We start from the raw sequence: 16,037 nt of genomic DNA, 5'->3' as shown, positions 1-16,037 counted from the left end.
ACCCGCTGCCACACGATCCGAGTCGTCACCTGGACCGGTTCCGGACCGCCTATGGTGATCGCGACCGTGTCGATCGATATGCGAACTGTGGACGCGGCAGGACTCGAGATCGGCGACGGGCGGCCGCCGCGGATCATGGGCGTGCTCAACGTCTCGGCGGAGTCGCCCTACGACCCGAGCGTGTTCGACGACCCGGGTGACGCGGCCGACTACGTCGACTCGGAGCTGATCGACGAGGGAGCGGACATCGTCGACGTCGGGCTCGAATCGGCGAACAAGCGGTTCGACGTCCTCACCGCCGACGAGGAGCTCGACCGTCTCGACACGGCGCTTGACGCGATGGCGTCGACCACCGGCGACGCGGTCTGGTCGATCGAGACGCGGTACCACGAGGTCGCCGACGCGGCGCTCCGCGGCGGATTCGACATGGTCAACGACATCTGTGGGTTCGCCGATCCCGAGATGCCGGCTGTCTGTGCGTCCCACGACGCCGCCGTCGTGAAGATGGCCTCGCCGCCGGACCTCGAGCGTCCTGGCGCGATCCCGGACGTCGACGGGATCTACGAGGCGCTGTCGCGGAACGGGTTCACCGAGAAGACGATCATCGATCCCGCTTTCGGCGGCTGGACCGAGGAAAAGACACTCGCCGATGACCGTGAGACGTTCCGGCGGCTCCGGGAGTTCCGGGGCTACGGGCGGCCGATGCTCGTCTCGATCAACCGGAAGAACTTCCTCCGGGAGGTCGCCGGGCGCGACACCGAGGCGGCGCTGCCGGTGTCGCTTGCGGCGACATCGATGGCGGTCGAGCGGGGCGCCCACGTGATCCGGACCCACGACGTGGCCGAAACCCGCGACGCCGCGCTCATCGGCGCCGAGTTCGCCCGAGATCGGTACAGTCGTACGGCCGAGGGAATCGGAGTCGAGGAGCTCGACGTGACCACGCCTGGTGAGGCGACACGGCACCTCGATCGGCTGGAGGCGGCCGCGGCGATCGCCGACGAAAGCGTCGTTCGAGCCCTCGAGCTGTCCGGGCTCGACGGCGACCGGATCCGGACGCTCCGGGCGGCGACCGAGGGAACGACCGCGGCGTTCGCTCCGGCCGGCTCCGCGAACGCCGAAACGGAGGCGGAGACGAAGGCGACGGCCACCGACGGATCCGGACGGGAACCGACGCGCGGACTCCTGGTCGGAACGCCGGCCGCGATCGCCCGGGTGCACGAGCGCGTCAGGGGCGCCGACGCCGCCCTTGAAGCGGCGTTCGATGAAGTCGTAGAGGACGGAGCGACCGAACGGTCGAAGTAAGAGAAAGTGTATGCCATCGGATGGAAAACGGGTCGACCGGACGCCGAAGGGGCACGCGGGTAGGGGCAGTTCGTGCCACTTCGGCCCACACCTTCACCGACGCCGAGCGGCGACGCCGCCGATCGCGGACCCGGATCGTCGATCGGCCGGCACCGATCGGTCGACCGGTACCGATCGGTCGACCGGCTCCTGGAGGATGGCCGACCGAGATCGGCGACAGAACCACGCTCGGCGACAGAACCACGCTCGGCGACGCGACGGGAGGGCCGGATGAACTTCGAGACGTGGGAACCGGCCTACGAGGCGATCCTGTCGGATTTCGGGTTCGACCGCGCGGCCGACGAGCGAGCGCGTGACGTGGCTGCGGAACTCGCACCCCCGTTTCCGCCCGACCAGCTCGACGTGCTGGCCGACGCCACCGTGGCGATCGCCGGGGCGGGACCGTCGCTGACCGACGATGCCGATCTGGAGCGGGCGGCCACCGCCGACGCCGTCGTCGCGGCGTCCACGGCGGTCGACGTCCTCGCCGACGCGGGGATCACGGTCGACGTGATGGTCACCGATCTCGACAAGAATCCCGAGACTGCACGCCGGCTTACGGCGTCCGGGACGCCGGTTGCGGCACACGCACACGGGGACAACGTGCCGGCCGTCCGGACGTGGCTCCCCCGGTTCACGGCCGAGCACGTCCTGGTAACCACACAGGCCGCGCCGCGCGGACCGGTCGTCAACCACGGTGGATTCACCGACGGCGATCGGGCGGCGTTCCTCGCGGACCACGCCGGCGCCGCGGAGCTGGTCTTCGTCGGCTGGGACTTCGCGGACCCGAGCGTGAGCCCGATGAAGGCGCACAAGCTCGCGTGGGCCGCCCGACTGTTACACTGGCTCGAACTGCGGCGCGACGCCCGGTTCGACGTCCTCGATGACCACCGGGCGGAGCTCTCCCTGCCGTGGCTGTCGGCGTGAGCGGGCGATCGACCATCCATCCACGGGAGCGACCGCGGCTGTGAGCCGATCACGAGCGCGTCTCGTAACGCACCATTTATAACCGCGCCGACGGTAGACGGGCTCACGACTATGCCGAGTTCCAACGGGCCCAACAAAGCGACGCGCAACAAGCTCTCGAACAAACCGCGCGAGCGCGGGACGTCCCCGCCGCAGCGGGCGATCCAGGAGTACGAGGAGGGCCAGAAAGTCCACCTCAAGATCGACCCGAGCGTTCGCGATGGCCGGTTCCACCCCCGATTCGACGGCCAGACCGGGACCGTCACGGGCAAGCAGGGCTCGGCGTTCACCGTCGAGATCACCGACGGCGGCAAGGAGAAGACGCTCATCGTCTCCGCCGCCCATATGCGCGCACAGAACTAGAGGGGACGGAGATGAGCATCTTCAAAGAGAAGCTCGAGGAGGAGACCATCACGACGGCCGAGGCCAAGGACATCCTGGTGGACATCGAGGCCGAGCGGGCCGACGACGAGGAGCGGGAACTCCGCTACGAGCTGGCGCGAGCGATCGAACACGTCAACCGGTTCGCGGTCCTCGAGGCCGAGGAATCACGGGAACTCGTCGAGGAACTGGCCGCCCTCGAGTACGTCGACGAGCAGGCCGCGATCAAGATCGCCGACCTGTTGCCCGGCGACCGGACCGAGCTCCGCTCGGTGTTCGCTCACGAACGGTACTCGCTCGACGGCGAGCAGCTCGACGAGATCCTGAACGTCGTCGCGAAGTACGCCTGAGGGCGACGCGAGCGGACTACGGCCCTGCGGCCCGGATCGGCGGATTCGGATCCACGTGGTGGCGGGCGATTTTTAAGTATCACCTCCCCATAGAGAGGCGTATGAACGAACCCCAGCGTTCGCGCGTGCTCCCGGACGGCGGGACCGAGACCGAGTCCGGCGACGCCGCCGACCGCTCGGACGCACCCGATGCCGCCGACGCATCCGAGGCCGACTCGACCGCGGAGGCATCGACGGCGGCCGACGAGGACCGCCAGTTCGCGGTCGCACTCGACGTGTTGCCACAGGGGCGCCCGGGCGACGACCGCCCCCAGTACCAGAAGTCGCCGATCGCGTACGCGCTGGGAGAGGCGGACTTCCGGCTGTTCGAGCTCACGCTGACCGACGACGCCGACCGCTCCGTGGGCGATCGGATCGCCCTCGATCCGCGGCCGGAGGACGTCTCGCGGTACCGGGAGGTCGAGCACGACGACCTGACCCACAACGCGGCTGCCGAGATCGAGTACGCGGTCGAACAGATCGTCGAGACGAACGAGCGCCGGTTCGTCGACTTCTACAACGACGCCGAGCCGATCACGCTTCGGCTCCACCGGCTCAACCTGCTTCCCGGCATCGGCAAGAAGCTGCGCAACAACGTCCTCGACGAGCGGAAACGCGGTCCCTTCGAGAGCTTCGCGGACATCGCCGATCGGATCTCCGGGCTTCACCGGCCCAAGGAGGTCCTGATCGAACGGATCATCGAGGAGATCAAGGAGGACGACCTCAAGTACCGCGTGTTCGTCGATCGCCGCGAGGAGTGATCGACGAGCGGGGGGACCGACCGAAACGGGACGTTTACCGGGGCGGTCCGTGTAGCGGAGGTATGACCGATTCGCCGACCGCCCCCGAACCGGGCGACCGCGATCCGGACGGCCTGATCCGACGGGCCGGCCTTCGGGTCGACCCCGATCAGGACCAACACTTCCTCGTCGACGACCGCGTTCTCGACCGGATCCCGACGTACCTGCCGGCAGCCGCCGACCGAAGCCACCTGCTCGAGATCGGTGGTGGTGCTGGTGCGCTCACCGACCGCCTCCTCGGATCGCTGCCCGTGGACGGGCAGCTGACCGTGATCGAGCGCCACGAGGGGTACGCGTCGTTTCTGGAGACGGAGTTCGCGGACGCGGTCGACGCCGGCCGGCTCACGGTGGTGACGGGGGACGCCCTCGACGTCGAGTTGCCGCCGTTCACCGCATCCGTCTCGAATCTCCCGTACGGAGTGTCCTCGGAGATCGCCTTCCGGCTGCTGCCCGAAAAGCGACCGCTCGTTGCCACGTTCCAGGCGGAGTTCGCCGACCGGATGGTCGCCGAGCCGGGAACCAGCGCGTACGGGCGGCTGTCGGTGTCGGCCCAACACTACGCCGACGTCGAGATCGTCGAACGGATCCCGCGGGAGGCTTTCGAGCCGAAGCCGGCCGTCGAGAGCGCGGTGGTCCGGTGCACCCCGCGGGACCCCGAGTACGAGGTCGCGAACGAAGCGTTCTTTCTCCGGTTCGTCAAGGCGCTGTTCACCCAGCGGCGGAAGACGGTGCGGAACGCGATCCGGAACACGGGCCACATCTCCGGGCTCGAGGAGCCGGAGGCCGTCGTCGACGTCGTCGACGAGGACCTGCTCCGGAAGCGTCCCGGCGATCTCGCGCCGTCGACGTTCGCCGAGATCGCGGCGGTGGCTCTCGAGCACGGAGAGCCGACGGGGGAGTGACGGGACGGGACGATCCGAGTGTGAAGCTTCTTGAGTCAGTGCGCGCAACACGTCCGACAGTGACTGTGGGAGAGATCGACGCATCGACGGGACACCCGCGTTCCCCGAGGCGGGCACGACTGCGGGAACGGGTACGACCGTCGGAACGGGCACGGCTTTCGACGTCGTCGCGACTGGAGCACGTCCGATGACCGGGTTCGAGGCGATCGTCGGGGTCCTTTCGGGAACGCTTCCGGCGAGCGATGGGGTGATCCTCGCAAGCGACACCGTCTGGCCCGGGAACGGGCAGGTCGCGCTCGGACCGCTCGAGCGCGCGGTCGCGAGCGCCGGCGTCGTCGCGGTCGTGGTCGTCGTTCGGTTCCTCGTGCGACGCTATCGAAGCAGACAGGATGGCGACCTCGGGACGACGAAACGGCTCACCCTCTCGAGCGTGATCGCCGCGTCGACGGCCGCGGGCGTCCTCACGGTCGTCGGGCTCTGGGGACTGGGCGACCAGCTCGTGGCCGCCTACGGCAGCCTCGAGCTCGCCGAGCAGGTTCCGAACATCGTGCTTGCGGTCATCGTGCTCGGCGGCGCGTACGCGCTGACCGACTTCTTCGGACAGATCATCCGCGAGGTCGTCTCGACCGGAAAGACGGTCTCGACCCACCAAAAGCAGATCATCTACCGGCTGACCCAGCTCGCGGTCTACTCGCTGGCGGGGCTGATCGTCATCGGCCTGTTCACCGATAATCTCGGGAACCTCCTCGTCGGTGCCGGCTTCCTCGGCATCGTCGTCGGCATGGCGGCGCGTCAGACGCTCGGATCCGTCCTGGCCGGGATCGTGTTGATGTTCTCACGTCCCTTCGAGATCGGCGACTGGATCGAGTTCGAGGAGAACGAGGGGACGGTCACCGAGATCACCGTCTTTCACACCCGGATCCAGACGTTCGACGGCGAGTACGTCACGATCCCGAACGACCGTATCGCGAACAACCCGATCATCGATCGATCGCGAAAGGGACGGCTCCGGATCGAGGTCGAGGTCGGCATCGACTACGACGACGACCCGGACCACGCGGCGGACGTGGCACAGGAGGCGATGGCCGACCTCGACGACGTTCGAACGGCGCCGCGACCGAAGGTGGTCGCCAAACGGTTCGGCGACTCCTCTGTCGTCCTCGGGGCCCGGTTCTGGATCGACCAGCCCAGCGCGCGCAAGCGGTGGCGCACACAAACGGCGGTCATCTCGGCGCTCCACGACGCCTTCCGCAAGGAGGGGATCACGATCCCGTTCCCGCAGCGGACCCACGGCGCGCGGTCGGAGGGGCTGTCGGTGACGGTCGGGTCGGGTGGCGACGCCGGATCGAGTGGTGAGGCAGCACCGGGTGGCAACGCTGCATCGGGTTCCGACGCGGGAACGGGAGGCAGCGAGTGACCGACCTCGCCGAGCGGCGCGGCGCCGAAACGACCGTGTACCAACCCGCCGAGGACTCCGGCCTGCTGGCCGAGGCGGCGATCGCCGAGGCCACCGGGCGCGTACTGGAGGTCGGCACCGGGTCGGGCTGGGTCGCAGAGCGGATCGCGACGGCCGACGACGGCGCCGACGTCGAGGTGGTCGCCAGCGACGTCAACCCACACGCCTGCAGACAGGCGCGTGAACGCGGACTCGATGTCGTCCGGGCGAGTCTGCTCGACCCCTTTCGGGACGGCGTCTTCGACACCGTCGCGTTCAATCCCCCGTACCTGCCGACCGACCCCGACAACGAGTGGGACGACTGGATGGAGACGGCACTGTCGGGCGGGCGAACCGGCCGTGAGCTGATCGAGCCGTTCCTCGACGACGTCGGCCGGGTGCTCACACCGGGGGGCTGCGTCCTGCTGCTCGTGAGTTCGCTGACGGGCTACGAGGCCGTCATCGATCGCGTCGAGGCGGCCGGCTTTTCCCACGAGGTCGTCCGGGAGGAGTCGTACCCCTTCGAGACGCTCTCGATACTCCGGCTGACGCGGCAGTGAGACCGCTGGACGCAGCGGTGGAAGGCCGACGGATGCAGCACAGGGGCCGGGGGAGATTACCATTGGGAATAAGTTCCATTAGAAAATATTAAACTACGGCATATCCTAGCTTCGCTGATGACTGAACGAGTCGCGACGACGCCGGGACTGTTTCCGCTCCCGGACTGGGCGAAGGAGACCCTCTCCGATCTGAAGGGTCACCAGAAGGGGGACCTGTTGAGCGGCGACGAGGGGCCGGAGATCGTCTCGACGTACGCCGACGTCCGATCCGAACTGATCGATGACCAACTCGATGCCGGATTGGACCGCATCGTGGAGGGCCAAGCGCGATGGGACGACATGATCGCCCATCCGCTGACGGTCGCCGACGGCGTCGAGACCGGCGGGATCGTCCGCTACTACGACAACAACAACTTCTACCGCGATCCGCGGGTCGTCTCGGAGCCGACCGCAAGCGGCGACGTCGCCGAGGAGCTTGCGGCCGCACGCGATCAGCTACCGGCCGACGATGACGTCGCCCTCCAGGCGGTGCTGCCGGGTCCGTACTCGCTGTCCGAGCTGGCCACGAACGAGACGGGGGCGGACGCGGAGGCGTTCCGCGAGTCGATCGCCGCCTTCCTGGCGGCTGAGGTCGAGGCGCTCGGGGACCACGAGACGCTGTTCCTGCTCGAGCCGTCGCTCGTGGAGCAACCCCCCGAGGACGGCGTGGACGCGCAGGCAAGCGACGCGATCGATCGCGTCGCGTCGGCGACCGACGCCGACGTCGTCGTGCACACCTACTGGGGGGCGATCCCGGAGAAACCCTACGCCCACCTGCTCGATGCCGACATCGACGCGGTCGGGCTCGATCTCGTCACCGGCGACCGGGACGATTCGGTGTACAACGTCCAGGAGTACGGTGCTCCCGACTCGGTGGCGCTCGGCGTCGTCGACGGACAGAACACGCTCGTCGAGGAGCCCGAAACGATCGCCGAGCGCGTCGAGTGGTTCGAGGAGCAGCTGCCGGTCGGCGGCTTCGAGACGACCTACGTCACCTCGAACACCGAGCTGTTCTACCTGCCGGAGAACAAGTATCAAGCCAAGCTGAACGCCCTCGCCGCGGGCGTGGAGGTGTTGTCCTGATGGTTCGAGTTCCCGACGCCAACCGCGACCAGTTCCGCCCGGAATCGCACCCGAACGACCACTTTCTGTTGACCACGGTCGTCGGCTCCTACCCGAAGCCGAAGTGGCTCAACCGCGCCGACGACCTCGTCGATGACCCCGACTCGAAGTTCGACGCGGACGACCTCGCGGAGGCCCACGACGACGCCTGTCGGCTCATCACACACGAACACGAACGGGCCGGACTGGACACCGTCGTCGACGGCGAGATGCGCCGCAACGAGATGGTTGAGTTCTTCGCCCACCGCATCCCGGGCTACGAGTTCAACGGCCCGGTGAAGGTGTGGGGACACAACTACTTCGACAAGCCCTCCGTCGTCGAGCCGGTCGAGTACGACGAACCGTGGCTCGTCGACGAGTTCGAGTTCACGAGCGACGTCGCCGAACGGCCGGTCAAGGTTCCGATCACCGGCCCCTACACGCTCGGCTTCTGGGCGTTCAACGAGGCCTACGAGACGACCGAGGAACTCGTGTACGACCTGGCGGACCTCGTCAACGAGGAGGTCGAGGCGCTGGTCGAGGCCGGCGCGAAGTACATTCAGATCGACGAGCCGGCGCTGGCGACGACTCCCGAGGACCACGCCATCGTCCACGAGGCGCTCGACCGGATCACGGCCGGGATCGACGACGACGTCCGGATCGGCCTGCACGTCTGTTACGGCGACTACTCGCGGATCTACCCCGAGCTCAACGAGTTCCCGATCGACGAGTTCGACGTCGAGCTATGCAACGGCGACTACGAGCAGGTCGAGGTGTTCACCGACCCCGACTTCGAGCCGGACCTGGCGCTCGGCGTCGTCGACGCCCACACCGCCGAGGTGGAGTCGGTCGCCGAGATCAAACGGAACATCAAACAGGGCCTGCGGATCGTGCCCCCGGAGAAGCTCACGATCTCGCCCGACTGCGGGCTCAAGCTTCTGCCCCGGGAGATCGCCTACGGAAAGACTGAGAACATGGTGACGGCCGTCCGCGAGGTCGAGGCCGAGCTCGACGCCGGCGAGATCGACCTCGAAAACCCGCTCGCGGACGAGTAGGCTGGCGGTCCGGATACAGGCGGTCGCAACGCCAAAGGCCGCTCCCGCCATCGGAACGGTATGGACCTCGATGGGACGGATCGGGCGATCCTCCGCGTCCTCGGAGAGAACGCCCGAACGCCCTTCTCGGAGATCGCACATCGTGTGAACGAGACCACCGACACCGTCCGGGATCGGGTGAATCGGATGGAGGACGCGGGCGTGATCGAGGGGTATCACGCCGCCGTGAACGCCCCCGCGTTGGGATACGATCTCGAGGCGTTCGTCGGCCTCGAGGTGACCCAGCGCAACGTCGACGACGTCATCGCCGCGCTCGACCCGATCGAGGCGGTCCGGGATCGTCACCTCACGGCCGGCGAGTGGGACCTCCTGCTTCGGGTCGTCGTCGAGGACGCCGCGGCGCTTCGTGATCTCGTCTACGACCGGATCGCCGGGATCGAGGACGTGGATCGGTCACGAACGCTGCTCGTCCTGGACGGAGAGACGGACGTGGGCGATCCGCAGCTGTGACCGGTCCGTCCGCGGTCGTCCGTGACTGAGCCGTCCGCGGTCGTGGCGAACTACTCCGGTCGTGGACGAACTACTCCGGTCGTGGACGAACTACTCCGGTCGTGACCGGAACGCTCAACCCGTCGGTCGTTCGCAGTTGTACCAATGAGTGACCGGATCGACGAGCGCCTCGACGTCTCGCCGGAGGCGGCGTGGCTCACGGCCGTCGTCTCGATCGTGGTCGGGATCGGCACCGGCGCGGTACTGTTCCCACGGATCGTCTACGACGGGTTCCTCTGGCGGTACTTCTGGGGGCCGGTGGTCGCCGACGGCGAGGGCGCCGCCTGTGCGGTGCGCCGCGGCGGCGGGACGGAGTATCTCTACTCCACGGACGCGTGTGCGGAGGCCACCGCGGCCGCCGACGCGGTGGTCGCCTCGCCCGGATACACGACCGTCTCGACGGTCTCGTACATCGTCATCCTGCTGGTCGCGCTGATCGGCGTCCTCTTCCTCCTTCGCCGGCTCGGGATCGGCGAGGAGCGGCGGTTCTTCTTCGCGCTGTTCCCGTTCGTGCTCCTCGGGGGCGCGCTGCGAACGATCGAGGACGCGGGCGTGGCCGCACTCGACGCGGGCGGCCAGCACCTGATCCCTGCCCCCTGGACCGCGCTGTTCATCAGCCCGTTCATCTACGTGACCGTGTTCGCGATCACGCTCGGCTGCGTGGTCCTCGCGTACGCCCTCGCGGACCGCGGGGTGACCGATGACTACGCACGACCCCTGTTCGCGATGGGAAGCGTGGCGGTGGTCGGGTCGGTCGGCTACCTCGGGTCCCTCGCCGCAACGACCACGTTCGTCGGGTTCAACGCGGCGGTGATCGTCGCCATCCTCGCGATCGCCACGGCGTCGGCGGGCGTGACCTGGTGGCTGATCGAGCGGTACGAGCCGTCGGTCAACGCGGGAACGGGGTACATCGGACTCGTCGTCATCTGGGGCCACGCGATCGACGGCGTGGCGAACGTGATCGGGCTCGACTGGATGCCCGTTCTCGCCGACAGCGCGAACCTCGTGCCGAAACACGTGGTCAACGCGGCGATCGTCGACTGGACGGCACGGCTGTTGCCCCCGTCCGTCCTCTCGGTGACCGGCGACGCCTGGCCGTTTCTGATCGTGAAACTCGCGGCCGCGACGTTCGTCGTCTGGGTGTTCAACGACGAGATGTTCACGGAGTCGCCGCGGTACACGGTCCTGCTGTTGATCACCGTCCTCGCCGTCGGCCTCGGGCCGGGGACCCGGGATATGCTGCGCGCCACGTTCGGGATCTGAGACGATCGTCCGGGATCGCGGCGATCGCCACGGTCGACCGACTCAGGCGATCTCGGCGGCCGCATCGAGCAGTTCGTCGTGAAGGTCGCCGTTGGAGGCGACCAGTCCGGTCGAGTCGTGTCGCCAGCGGTCGCCCTCGAGGTCGGTGACGGTGCCGCCCGCCCGTCGGATCAGGTGGACGCCCGCGACCGAGTCCCAAGGGTGAGAGACGACGTTCGTGATCGCGCCGTCGATGCTGCCGTGGGCGATCCCCGCAAGCATCGCCTGGGCGGAGCCGATCCGGCGGACGTCCCAGAAGCGCTCGAGCAGCGCCGCACACGCGTTGCCGTACTCCTCACGGCGGTCCATCGGCCACCACATCGCCGGCGCGGCGAGGGCGGCCTCGGGATCGGTCACGTCGCTGACCACGATCGGCTCGTCGTTTCGGACGGCGCCCGCGTCGCCGGCGACGTAGACGTCCTCGAGCGCCGGCATCGCGACGGCGGCGGCGACGGGCTCACCGTCCACGACCGCCGCGACGGCGGTTCCCCAGACGGGATCGTTGCGGACGTAGTTGGTCGTCCCGTCGATCGGGTCGACGATCCAGACGGCGCCGGCGTCGGGGACCGTTTTCAGCTCGTCCTCCTCCTCGCCGACGATCGCGTCCTCCGGGAACGTCTCGCGGACGACGTCGATGACCTCGCGCTGGGCGGCGCGGTCGGCCTCGGTGACGACGTCGGCCGTTCCGCCCTTCGTCTCGACGGCGATCCCGGTCCGGAAGTGCTCGTGGGCGACGCGGGCCCCGGCCCGAGCCGCGCGCTCGGCGACCGTGACTCGATCGACGGTGTCGGTCATACCCGGACTCGACCTGGCGCGCCCGTTAACGCATCGATCGGCCCCACGGGCGGGACGCGTTCCCCGTGAGTGATGGTCGATCGTGACCGCCGTCAACGGGCTCGAACGGGCGTCACGGGGACGTCTTCACACGAAACGGTGGTGTGTCCCGCTCCCGATCGAAGCCGGCGGCTCACGGGAGTCTGTGGTGATGAAGTTTTGCGAGGGAAGAGCGCTCCAAGAGCGGTCTTCCGCATCACGGGGTGTGACCCCGGCGATGCGAGGGGAGGGATTTGAACCCACGGACCTCTACAGGAGCGGATCTTGAGTCCGCCGCCGTTTCCCGGCTTGGCTACCCTCGCACGCAACTCGGTCTGACGCCCTCGTAGGGGTTTAAGCCTCCGGTTTCGATCGGTTTGGCCGTTCACGCCACCCGCCTCCCGCAGCGTTTACGCCGATCGACTGCCACCGTTCCGGTATGGACGAGCACACCCGGGACCCGGGCGTCGCCCCGCCGCTTGGCAACCCGACCGGGTGGCGATACGGGGACCGCGTCTGGGAACACGCGACGCTCCGGCGGGCGACCGAACACGGGGTGCGGCTGTTCAACGCGGGCGCCTACCACGAGTCCCACGACTGCTTCGAGGACGAGTGGTACAACTACGGCGCCGGGACGACCGAGTCGGCGTACCTCCACGGGATGGTCCAGGTCGCGGCGGGCGCGTACAAACGCGTCGACTTCGACAGCGACCGCGGAATGCGGTCGCTCTTTGAGACCGCGCTCGAGTACCTCCACGGCGTCCCCGAGGACTTCTACGGCGTCGACGTCGCGGACGTTCGGGTCACGATCCGGGCGGCCATCGAGGATCCGGCGACGATCGACGACTGGCGGATCACGATCGACGACGCGTGCCCGGACGCGTATCCGGCGGACTACGAATACGCCGAAACGCTCGAAAACGGGCCGTAAGGACCGCGCATCCGAGCCGAAGCGACCTCCGGACCGATCCCCACTTATTCGACGGGCCGGTAGCACCGGTATGCGCGTCGTCGAACTCGGAGACGGTCGCCCCGAGATCGCGGTTGTCGCGGCGATCCACGGGGACGAACCCTGTGGCTCCCGCGCGGTCGATCGCCTCCTCGCGGACGAGGAGGAGTACGAACGGCCGGTGAAGCTGATCGTCGCCAATGAGGAGGCGCTCGCGGCCGGGGAGCGCTACCTCGATGCGGACCTCAACCGGTCCTTTCCGGGCGACCCCGACGCCGAGACCCACGAGGGGCGGCTCGCCCATCGGCTCACCTCCGAGCTGACCGGGTGTACGACCCTCGCGCTCCACTCGACGCAGTCGTACGCCGAGCCCTTCGCGGTGATCAACACGATGGACGAGGTCGCCCGCGGCGTCGCCCCACACCTTCCCGTCGAGGTCGTCGTCCAGACCGACGCCTTCACCGAGGGACGGCTCATCGAACATCCGCACACGATCGAGGTCGAATGCGGCCTCCAGGGCTCGGATGAAGCCGCCGACAACGCCTACTGGCTCGTCCGTGCGTTCCTCGCTGCGACGGGCGCGCTGTCCGCACCCGGAACCGATAGCGTGGTCGACGCCGGCGGTCGCAAGGACGTCGACGTCTTCCGATTGGCCGACCGGATCCCCAAGCCGCCGGCCGAGGAGTACGAGGTGTTCGCGCACAACTTCCAGCGCGTCGAGGCAGGCGAACGCTTCGCGGCCGCCGACGGCGAGTCGATCGTCGCGGAGAAGTCCTTCTACCCCGTCCTGCTGTCGGCGTACGGCTACGAACACGAGTTCGGCTACGCCGCCGAGTACGTGGACACGTTCGGATGAGGGCGGGATCACCGAGGACCGGCCCGCCGAGTGAGAACCGGTCCGCGGGAAGCGGACCGAGCGCCGGGTGCGCAACCATTTAGGGCTCGCCCGGCAACCACCGAGCGATGAAGGTCCGCGGCGAACGCGAATGTGTGTCCTGCGGGACGCAGTGGTCCTACTACGAGACCGGCGAGATCGCGTGTCCGGAGTGCGGGAGCGTCCGGAGCGTCGGGGTCTCCCAGCGTCGCCGTCACACCGACTCGCCGGCAACGCTCGAGTTGACGACCCACCGCGCCCGATTCGGCGAGGCGACCGGAGCGCTCCCGTCGGAGGGCGTCGACGACCTCAAGCGCGACCTCCGCGAGTACGTCCGCAAGCGTGGGTTCATCGACGGTGGTGAGCTGCAGGCCCTCGACGACGAGGTACTCCTCGCCCACGAACTCCTACAGGCCGTCGACCTGGTCGATCGCCTTCCCGATCCGGACGGCCGTGACCGCGAGTACCTCCTCCGTCTGCTGAGCGGCGCGGACGAGGGCGACCGACCAACACCCGGTGACGTCCCGCCGAACCTCCACCCGGCGCGCGGACTCGCAGCCGTCGAGGCCGTCGAGGCCTACCGGGAGGACCTGCGGACCTACCTCGACGATCTGGCGGCGGACGGGACGGACGGGGGAAACGACGGCCGCGAGGAGGACGCCGATCGCGACCTCGAGACGGCACACGACGTTCTCGAGTCGCTTCGAGACCGGAGCAAACGCATCGAGTCCCTTCAGGGCGACGTCGACCCCGAGACCGCGGAGACGCTGGTTCGGGCAGCCGACGACCTCGGTCGATACCTCCGAACCGGCGAGCCGGACGCGCTCGAGGGCGCTCGCGGTCGGCTCGCGGATCCCGTCGTGTGAGGCGCCTTCGACACGCCGGTTCCCACCGGCGCCGTTAAGGTATCTCGGTGACCACCCCAGAGAGGATGCCCACTCTCGAGTTCGACGTCCACGACCACCGCCACCAGCTGAAACAGCTGCGAAACGCCGGCGAGACCGAACTCTACGAGAACCGCGACGGCGTGGCCTGTCCGGCCTGCGGCGAGCCGTTCACCCGGCTATTCCTCACCGAGCGGGCGACGACGACGTTCCCGGAAACCGACGGCTCACGGTTCTGTTTGGGAAACGGATCGAACGGGATCTACGTGTTCCGACACTGAGTGGGCCGGACGCCGATCGGACGTCGATCGGCCATCGGGTCACGGACGCAGTGAGTCAGAGAGCCGTGAGTCAGGGTAGCTCGACGTCGACGTCCGTCTGCAGTCCGGCGGCCTTGACGGTGTTGTACAGCAACATCGCGCGGGTCATCGGGCCGACGCCGCCGGGGACCGGCGTGATCGCGCCGGCGACGTCCGCCGCGGAGTCGTACTCGACGTCGCCCACGAGCGTCGTTCCCTCGCCGTCGTCCGCCTCGACGCGGTTGACGCCGACGTCGATGACGGTGGCGCCCTCCTGAATCATCGAGCCGTCGATGAACTCCGGGATCCCGACCGCGGCGATCACGATGTCGGCGTTCCGAGTGTGGGAGGTCAGGTCATCAGTCCGGGAGTGACAGACGGTGACGGTGGCATTCCCCTGCGGGGCCTTCTGGATCAGGAGGTTGGCCATCGGCTTGCCGACGATGTCGGACCGGCCGACGACCACGGCATCGGCGCCCTCCGTCTCGACGTCGTAGGCCTCGAGCAGCTTCAGGACGCCGTGGGGAGTACACGGTTTAAATCGGGCGTTGCCGGCGACGAGCCGGCCGACGTTCTCGGGGTGGAACCCGTCGACGTCCTTCGCCGGGCTGATCCGGCGGAGGACCTCGCGCTCGTCGACGTGGTCGGGGACGGGCAGCTGGACGAGGATCCCGTGGACGGCGTCGTCCGCGTTCAGCTCGTCGATCGTCGCGTAGAGCTCCTCGGCGGGTGCCTCGGGATCGACCTCGACGTGGATGCCCTCGATGCCGACCTCCTCGCAGTCGCGCTGTTTCATCGAGACGTACGTTTCGCTCGCGGGATCGTCGCTCATCAGGACGGTCGCCAGTCCGGGCTCGACGCCCGCGTCCGTGAGCGTCTCCACGCAGTCGGCGATCTCCGTCCGGATGTCGGCCGCGACGGCGTCGCCGTCGATGACGTCGGTCATATGCGGATCCTCGGCGAGCATAGTTAAAATGGACAGGGATCGACGCGTAGCCTCGACGGCGATACGGCCGGCGGACGTGCGACTGCGAGAGACGTGTCACCTCGACGGTGGGACGCGTGCCGACGCGTAAATTGCCTCGGGGTCAAGCCCCGAGGCTTTCGCGTGGACTCCCGTTCTATGCCTCGGTAGAGGCAGGGGGTACGTACTCCCCGCTCACGTTCAACGTCCCGCGATTCAAGCGCACATCTACGGGTGCGCCTCCATCGCCTGCGTTTTGCCGACGACGGAGATACTGCAAACCGATGTTCTTGGAAGCGTTGTAGTCGGCGTCGTTCTTATACCCACACTGCTGACACTCAAACGACTCCCCGTTACGGTTATCGTCGTGGGTAAACCCACACGTCGAGCAACGTTTCGACGTGTTTCGTGGGTCAACCTGTACGGCTTCGATA

At 68.1% G+C, this 16,037-nt stretch carries 19 protein-coding genes and 1 tRNA gene; 16 read left to right on the top strand and 4 right to left on the bottom strand.

Annotated features, from left to right (window positions below; translation table 11 throughout):
- Positions 1–78: 78 nt before the first annotated feature.
- From OQF70_RS02775 to OQF70_RS02720, 12 genes are all read left to right on the top strand, one after another.
- Positions 79–1,302 (top strand): dihydropteroate synthase, encoded by a 1,224-nt coding sequence (locus tag OQF70_RS02775; protein ID WP_280535709.1) that lies wholly within the window; start codon positions 79–81, stop codon positions 1,300–1,302.
- A 270-nt stretch (positions 1,303–1,572) separates the two neighbouring features.
- A complete protein-coding gene (locus OQF70_RS02770) occupies positions 1,573–2,268 on the top strand; it encodes a 6-hydroxymethylpterin diphosphokinase MptE-like protein (RefSeq protein ID WP_280535708.1) in 696 nt (231 codons plus the stop codon).
- A gap of 111 nt (positions 2,269–2,379) precedes the next feature.
- Positions 2,380–2,670 carry a 50S ribosomal protein L21e gene (locus OQF70_RS02765; RefSeq protein WP_092817731.1) on the top strand — a complete coding sequence of 97 codons (291 nt, stop codon included), beginning with the start codon at positions 2,380–2,382 and terminating at the stop codon, positions 2,668–2,670.
- Between the two features lie 11 nt (positions 2,671–2,681).
- Positions 2,682–3,038, top strand: a complete 357-nt coding sequence (locus OQF70_RS02760; RefSeq protein ID WP_280535707.1) for an RNA polymerase Rpb4 family protein — start codon at positions 2,682–2,684, stop codon at positions 3,036–3,038.
- A gap of 101 nt (positions 3,039–3,139) precedes the next feature.
- Positions 3,140–3,838: a DUF655 domain-containing protein gene (locus OQF70_RS02755; RefSeq protein WP_280535706.1), complete on the top strand. Its 699-nt coding sequence runs from the start codon at positions 3,140–3,142 to the stop codon at positions 3,836–3,838.
- Between the two features lie 62 nt (positions 3,839–3,900).
- Positions 3,901–4,779: a 16S ribosomal RNA methyltransferase A gene (locus OQF70_RS02750; RefSeq protein WP_280535704.1), complete on the top strand. Its 879-nt coding sequence runs from the start codon at positions 3,901–3,903 to the stop codon at positions 4,777–4,779.
- A gap of 187 nt (positions 4,780–4,966) precedes the next feature.
- Positions 4,967–6,196, top strand: coding sequence for a mechanosensitive ion channel family protein (locus OQF70_RS02745; RefSeq protein WP_280535703.1), 1,230 nt, complete (start codon positions 4,967–4,969; stop codon positions 6,194–6,196).
- A complete protein-coding gene (locus OQF70_RS02740; RefSeq protein ID WP_280535702.1) occupies positions 6,193–6,774 on the top strand; it encodes a HemK2/MTQ2 family protein methyltransferase in 582 nt (193 codons plus the stop codon). Before OQF70_RS02745 ends, OQF70_RS02740 begins: the two co-directional genes overlap by 4 nt.
- Before the next feature lie 117 nt (positions 6,775–6,891).
- A complete protein-coding gene (locus tag OQF70_RS02735; protein WP_280535701.1) occupies positions 6,892–7,896 on the top strand; it encodes a 5-methyltetrahydropteroyltriglutamate--homocysteine methyltransferase in 1,005 nt (334 codons plus the stop codon).
- Positions 7,896–8,969 (top strand): methionine synthase, encoded by a 1,074-nt coding sequence (locus tag OQF70_RS02730; RefSeq protein ID WP_280535699.1) that lies wholly within the window; start codon positions 7,896–7,898, stop codon positions 8,967–8,969. The genes OQF70_RS02735 and OQF70_RS02730 overlap by 1 nt, the downstream gene beginning before the upstream one ends.
- Positions 8,970–9,029: 60 nt before the next feature.
- Positions 9,030–9,479: an Lrp/AsnC family transcriptional regulator gene (locus OQF70_RS02725; RefSeq protein WP_280535698.1), complete on the top strand. Its 450-nt coding sequence runs from the start codon at positions 9,030–9,032 to the stop codon at positions 9,477–9,479.
- Between the two features lie 144 nt (positions 9,480–9,623).
- A complete protein-coding gene (locus OQF70_RS02720) occupies positions 9,624–10,781 on the top strand; it encodes a DUF63 family protein (RefSeq protein ID WP_280535697.1) in 1,158 nt (385 codons plus the stop codon).
- Between the two features lie 42 nt (positions 10,782–10,823).
- On the opposite strand, the gene OQF70_RS02715 is transcribed toward OQF70_RS02720, so the two are convergent.
- Positions 10,824–11,615 carry an inositol monophosphatase gene (locus OQF70_RS02715; RefSeq protein ID WP_280535695.1) on the bottom strand — a complete coding sequence of 264 codons (792 nt, stop codon included), beginning with the start codon at positions 11,613–11,615 and terminating at the stop codon, positions 10,824–10,826.
- Positions 11,616–11,872: 257 nt separating this feature from the next.
- A tRNA-Leu gene (locus tag OQF70_RS02710) sits at positions 11,873–11,956 on the bottom strand.
- A gap of 116 nt (positions 11,957–12,072) precedes the next feature.
- On the opposite strand from OQF70_RS02710, the gene OQF70_RS02705 reads away from it, so the two are divergent.
- From OQF70_RS02705 to OQF70_RS02690, 4 genes are all read left to right on the top strand, one after another.
- Positions 12,073–12,564, top strand: coding sequence for a DUF309 domain-containing protein (locus OQF70_RS02705; RefSeq protein ID WP_280535694.1), 492 nt, complete (start codon positions 12,073–12,075; stop codon positions 12,562–12,564).
- 70 nt (positions 12,565–12,634) lie between these two features.
- Entirely contained in the window at positions 12,635–13,438 is an 804-nt protein-coding gene (locus OQF70_RS02700) for a succinylglutamate desuccinylase/aspartoacylase family protein (protein WP_280535693.1), read from the top strand.
- Positions 13,439–13,545: 107 nt separating this feature from the next.
- A complete protein-coding gene (locus OQF70_RS02695) occupies positions 13,546–14,322 on the top strand; it encodes a hypothetical protein (protein ID WP_280535692.1) in 777 nt (258 codons plus the stop codon).
- A gap of 65 nt (positions 14,323–14,387) precedes the next feature.
- On the top strand, positions 14,388–14,621 hold the full coding sequence (locus OQF70_RS02690; RefSeq protein WP_280535690.1) for a flagella cluster protein: 234 nt from the start codon (positions 14,388–14,390) through the stop codon (positions 14,619–14,621).
- Between the two features lie 70 nt (positions 14,622–14,691).
- Here the strand turns inward: OQF70_RS02690 and folD are convergent, their stop codons facing one another.
- Together folD and OQF70_RS02680 are read right to left on the bottom strand one after the other, a co-directional pair.
- Complete coding sequence (gene folD / locus OQF70_RS02685) at positions 14,692–15,585, bottom strand: bifunctional methylenetetrahydrofolate dehydrogenase/methenyltetrahydrofolate cyclohydrolase FolD (RefSeq protein WP_280535689.1); 894 nt, start codon at positions 15,583–15,585, stop codon at positions 14,692–14,694.
- A 175-nt stretch (positions 15,586–15,760) separates the two neighbouring features.
- A partial coding sequence (locus OQF70_RS02680) for a zinc ribbon domain-containing protein (protein WP_280535688.1) occupies positions 15,761–16,037 on the bottom strand: 277 nt, incomplete at its 5' end.

The organism is Halopenitus sp. POP-27 (assembly GCF_029889855.1).
Taxonomy (GTDB): Archaea; Halobacteriota; Halobacteria; order Halobacteriales; family Haloferacaceae; genus Halopenitus; species Halopenitus malekzadehii.
Note: the sequence above shows the minus strand (reverse complement) of the source record. Positions and strands in the feature narration are given on the sequence as shown.

Bases quoted from the DNA above. Each gene is read 5' to 3' on its own strand.
- OQF70_RS02690 (WP_280535690.1), top strand. From the start codon at position 14,388: ATGCCCACTCTCGAGTTCGACGTCCACGACCACCGCCACCAGCTGAAA.
- OQF70_RS02765 (WP_092817731.1), top strand. From the start codon at position 2,380: ATGCCGAGTTCCAACGGGCCCAACAAAGCGACGCGCAACAAGCTCTCG.
- folD (WP_280535689.1), bottom strand. From the start codon at position 15,585: ATGACCGACGTCATCGACGGCGACGCCGTCGCGGCCGACATCCGGACG.
- OQF70_RS02725 (WP_280535698.1), top strand. From the start codon at position 9,030: ATGGACCTCGATGGGACGGATCGGGCGATCCTCCGCGTCCTCGGAGAG.
- OQF70_RS02695 (WP_280535692.1), top strand. From the start codon at position 13,546: ATGAAGGTCCGCGGCGAACGCGAATGTGTGTCCTGCGGGACGCAGTGG.
- OQF70_RS02770 (WP_280535708.1), top strand. From the start codon at position 1,573: ATGAACTTCGAGACGTGGGAACCGGCCTACGAGGCGATCCTGTCGGAT.
- OQF70_RS02730 (WP_280535699.1), top strand. From the start codon at position 7,896: ATGGTTCGAGTTCCCGACGCCAACCGCGACCAGTTCCGCCCGGAATCG.
- OQF70_RS02705 (WP_280535694.1), top strand. From the start codon at position 12,073: ATGGACGAGCACACCCGGGACCCGGGCGTCGCCCCGCCGCTTGGCAAC.
- OQF70_RS02720 (WP_280535697.1), top strand. From the start codon at position 9,624: ATGAGTGACCGGATCGACGAGCGCCTCGACGTCTCGCCGGAGGCGGCG.
- OQF70_RS02750 (WP_280535704.1), top strand. From the start codon at position 3,901: ATGACCGATTCGCCGACCGCCCCCGAACCGGGCGACCGCGATCCGGAC.
- OQF70_RS02775 (WP_280535709.1), top strand. From the start codon at position 79: ATGCGAACTGTGGACGCGGCAGGACTCGAGATCGGCGACGGGCGGCCG.
- OQF70_RS02760 (WP_280535707.1), top strand. From the start codon at position 2,682: ATGAGCATCTTCAAAGAGAAGCTCGAGGAGGAGACCATCACGACGGCC.
- OQF70_RS02735 (WP_280535701.1), top strand. From the start codon at position 6,892: ATGACTGAACGAGTCGCGACGACGCCGGGACTGTTTCCGCTCCCGGAC.
- OQF70_RS02755 (WP_280535706.1), top strand. From the start codon at position 3,140: ATGAACGAACCCCAGCGTTCGCGCGTGCTCCCGGACGGCGGGACCGAG.
- OQF70_RS02700 (WP_280535693.1), top strand. From the start codon at position 12,635: ATGCGCGTCGTCGAACTCGGAGACGGTCGCCCCGAGATCGCGGTTGTC.
- OQF70_RS02745 (WP_280535703.1), top strand. From the start codon at position 4,967: ATGACCGGGTTCGAGGCGATCGTCGGGGTCCTTTCGGGAACGCTTCCG.
- OQF70_RS02715 (WP_280535695.1), bottom strand. From the start codon at position 11,615: ATGACCGACACCGTCGATCGAGTCACGGTCGCCGAGCGCGCGGCTCGG.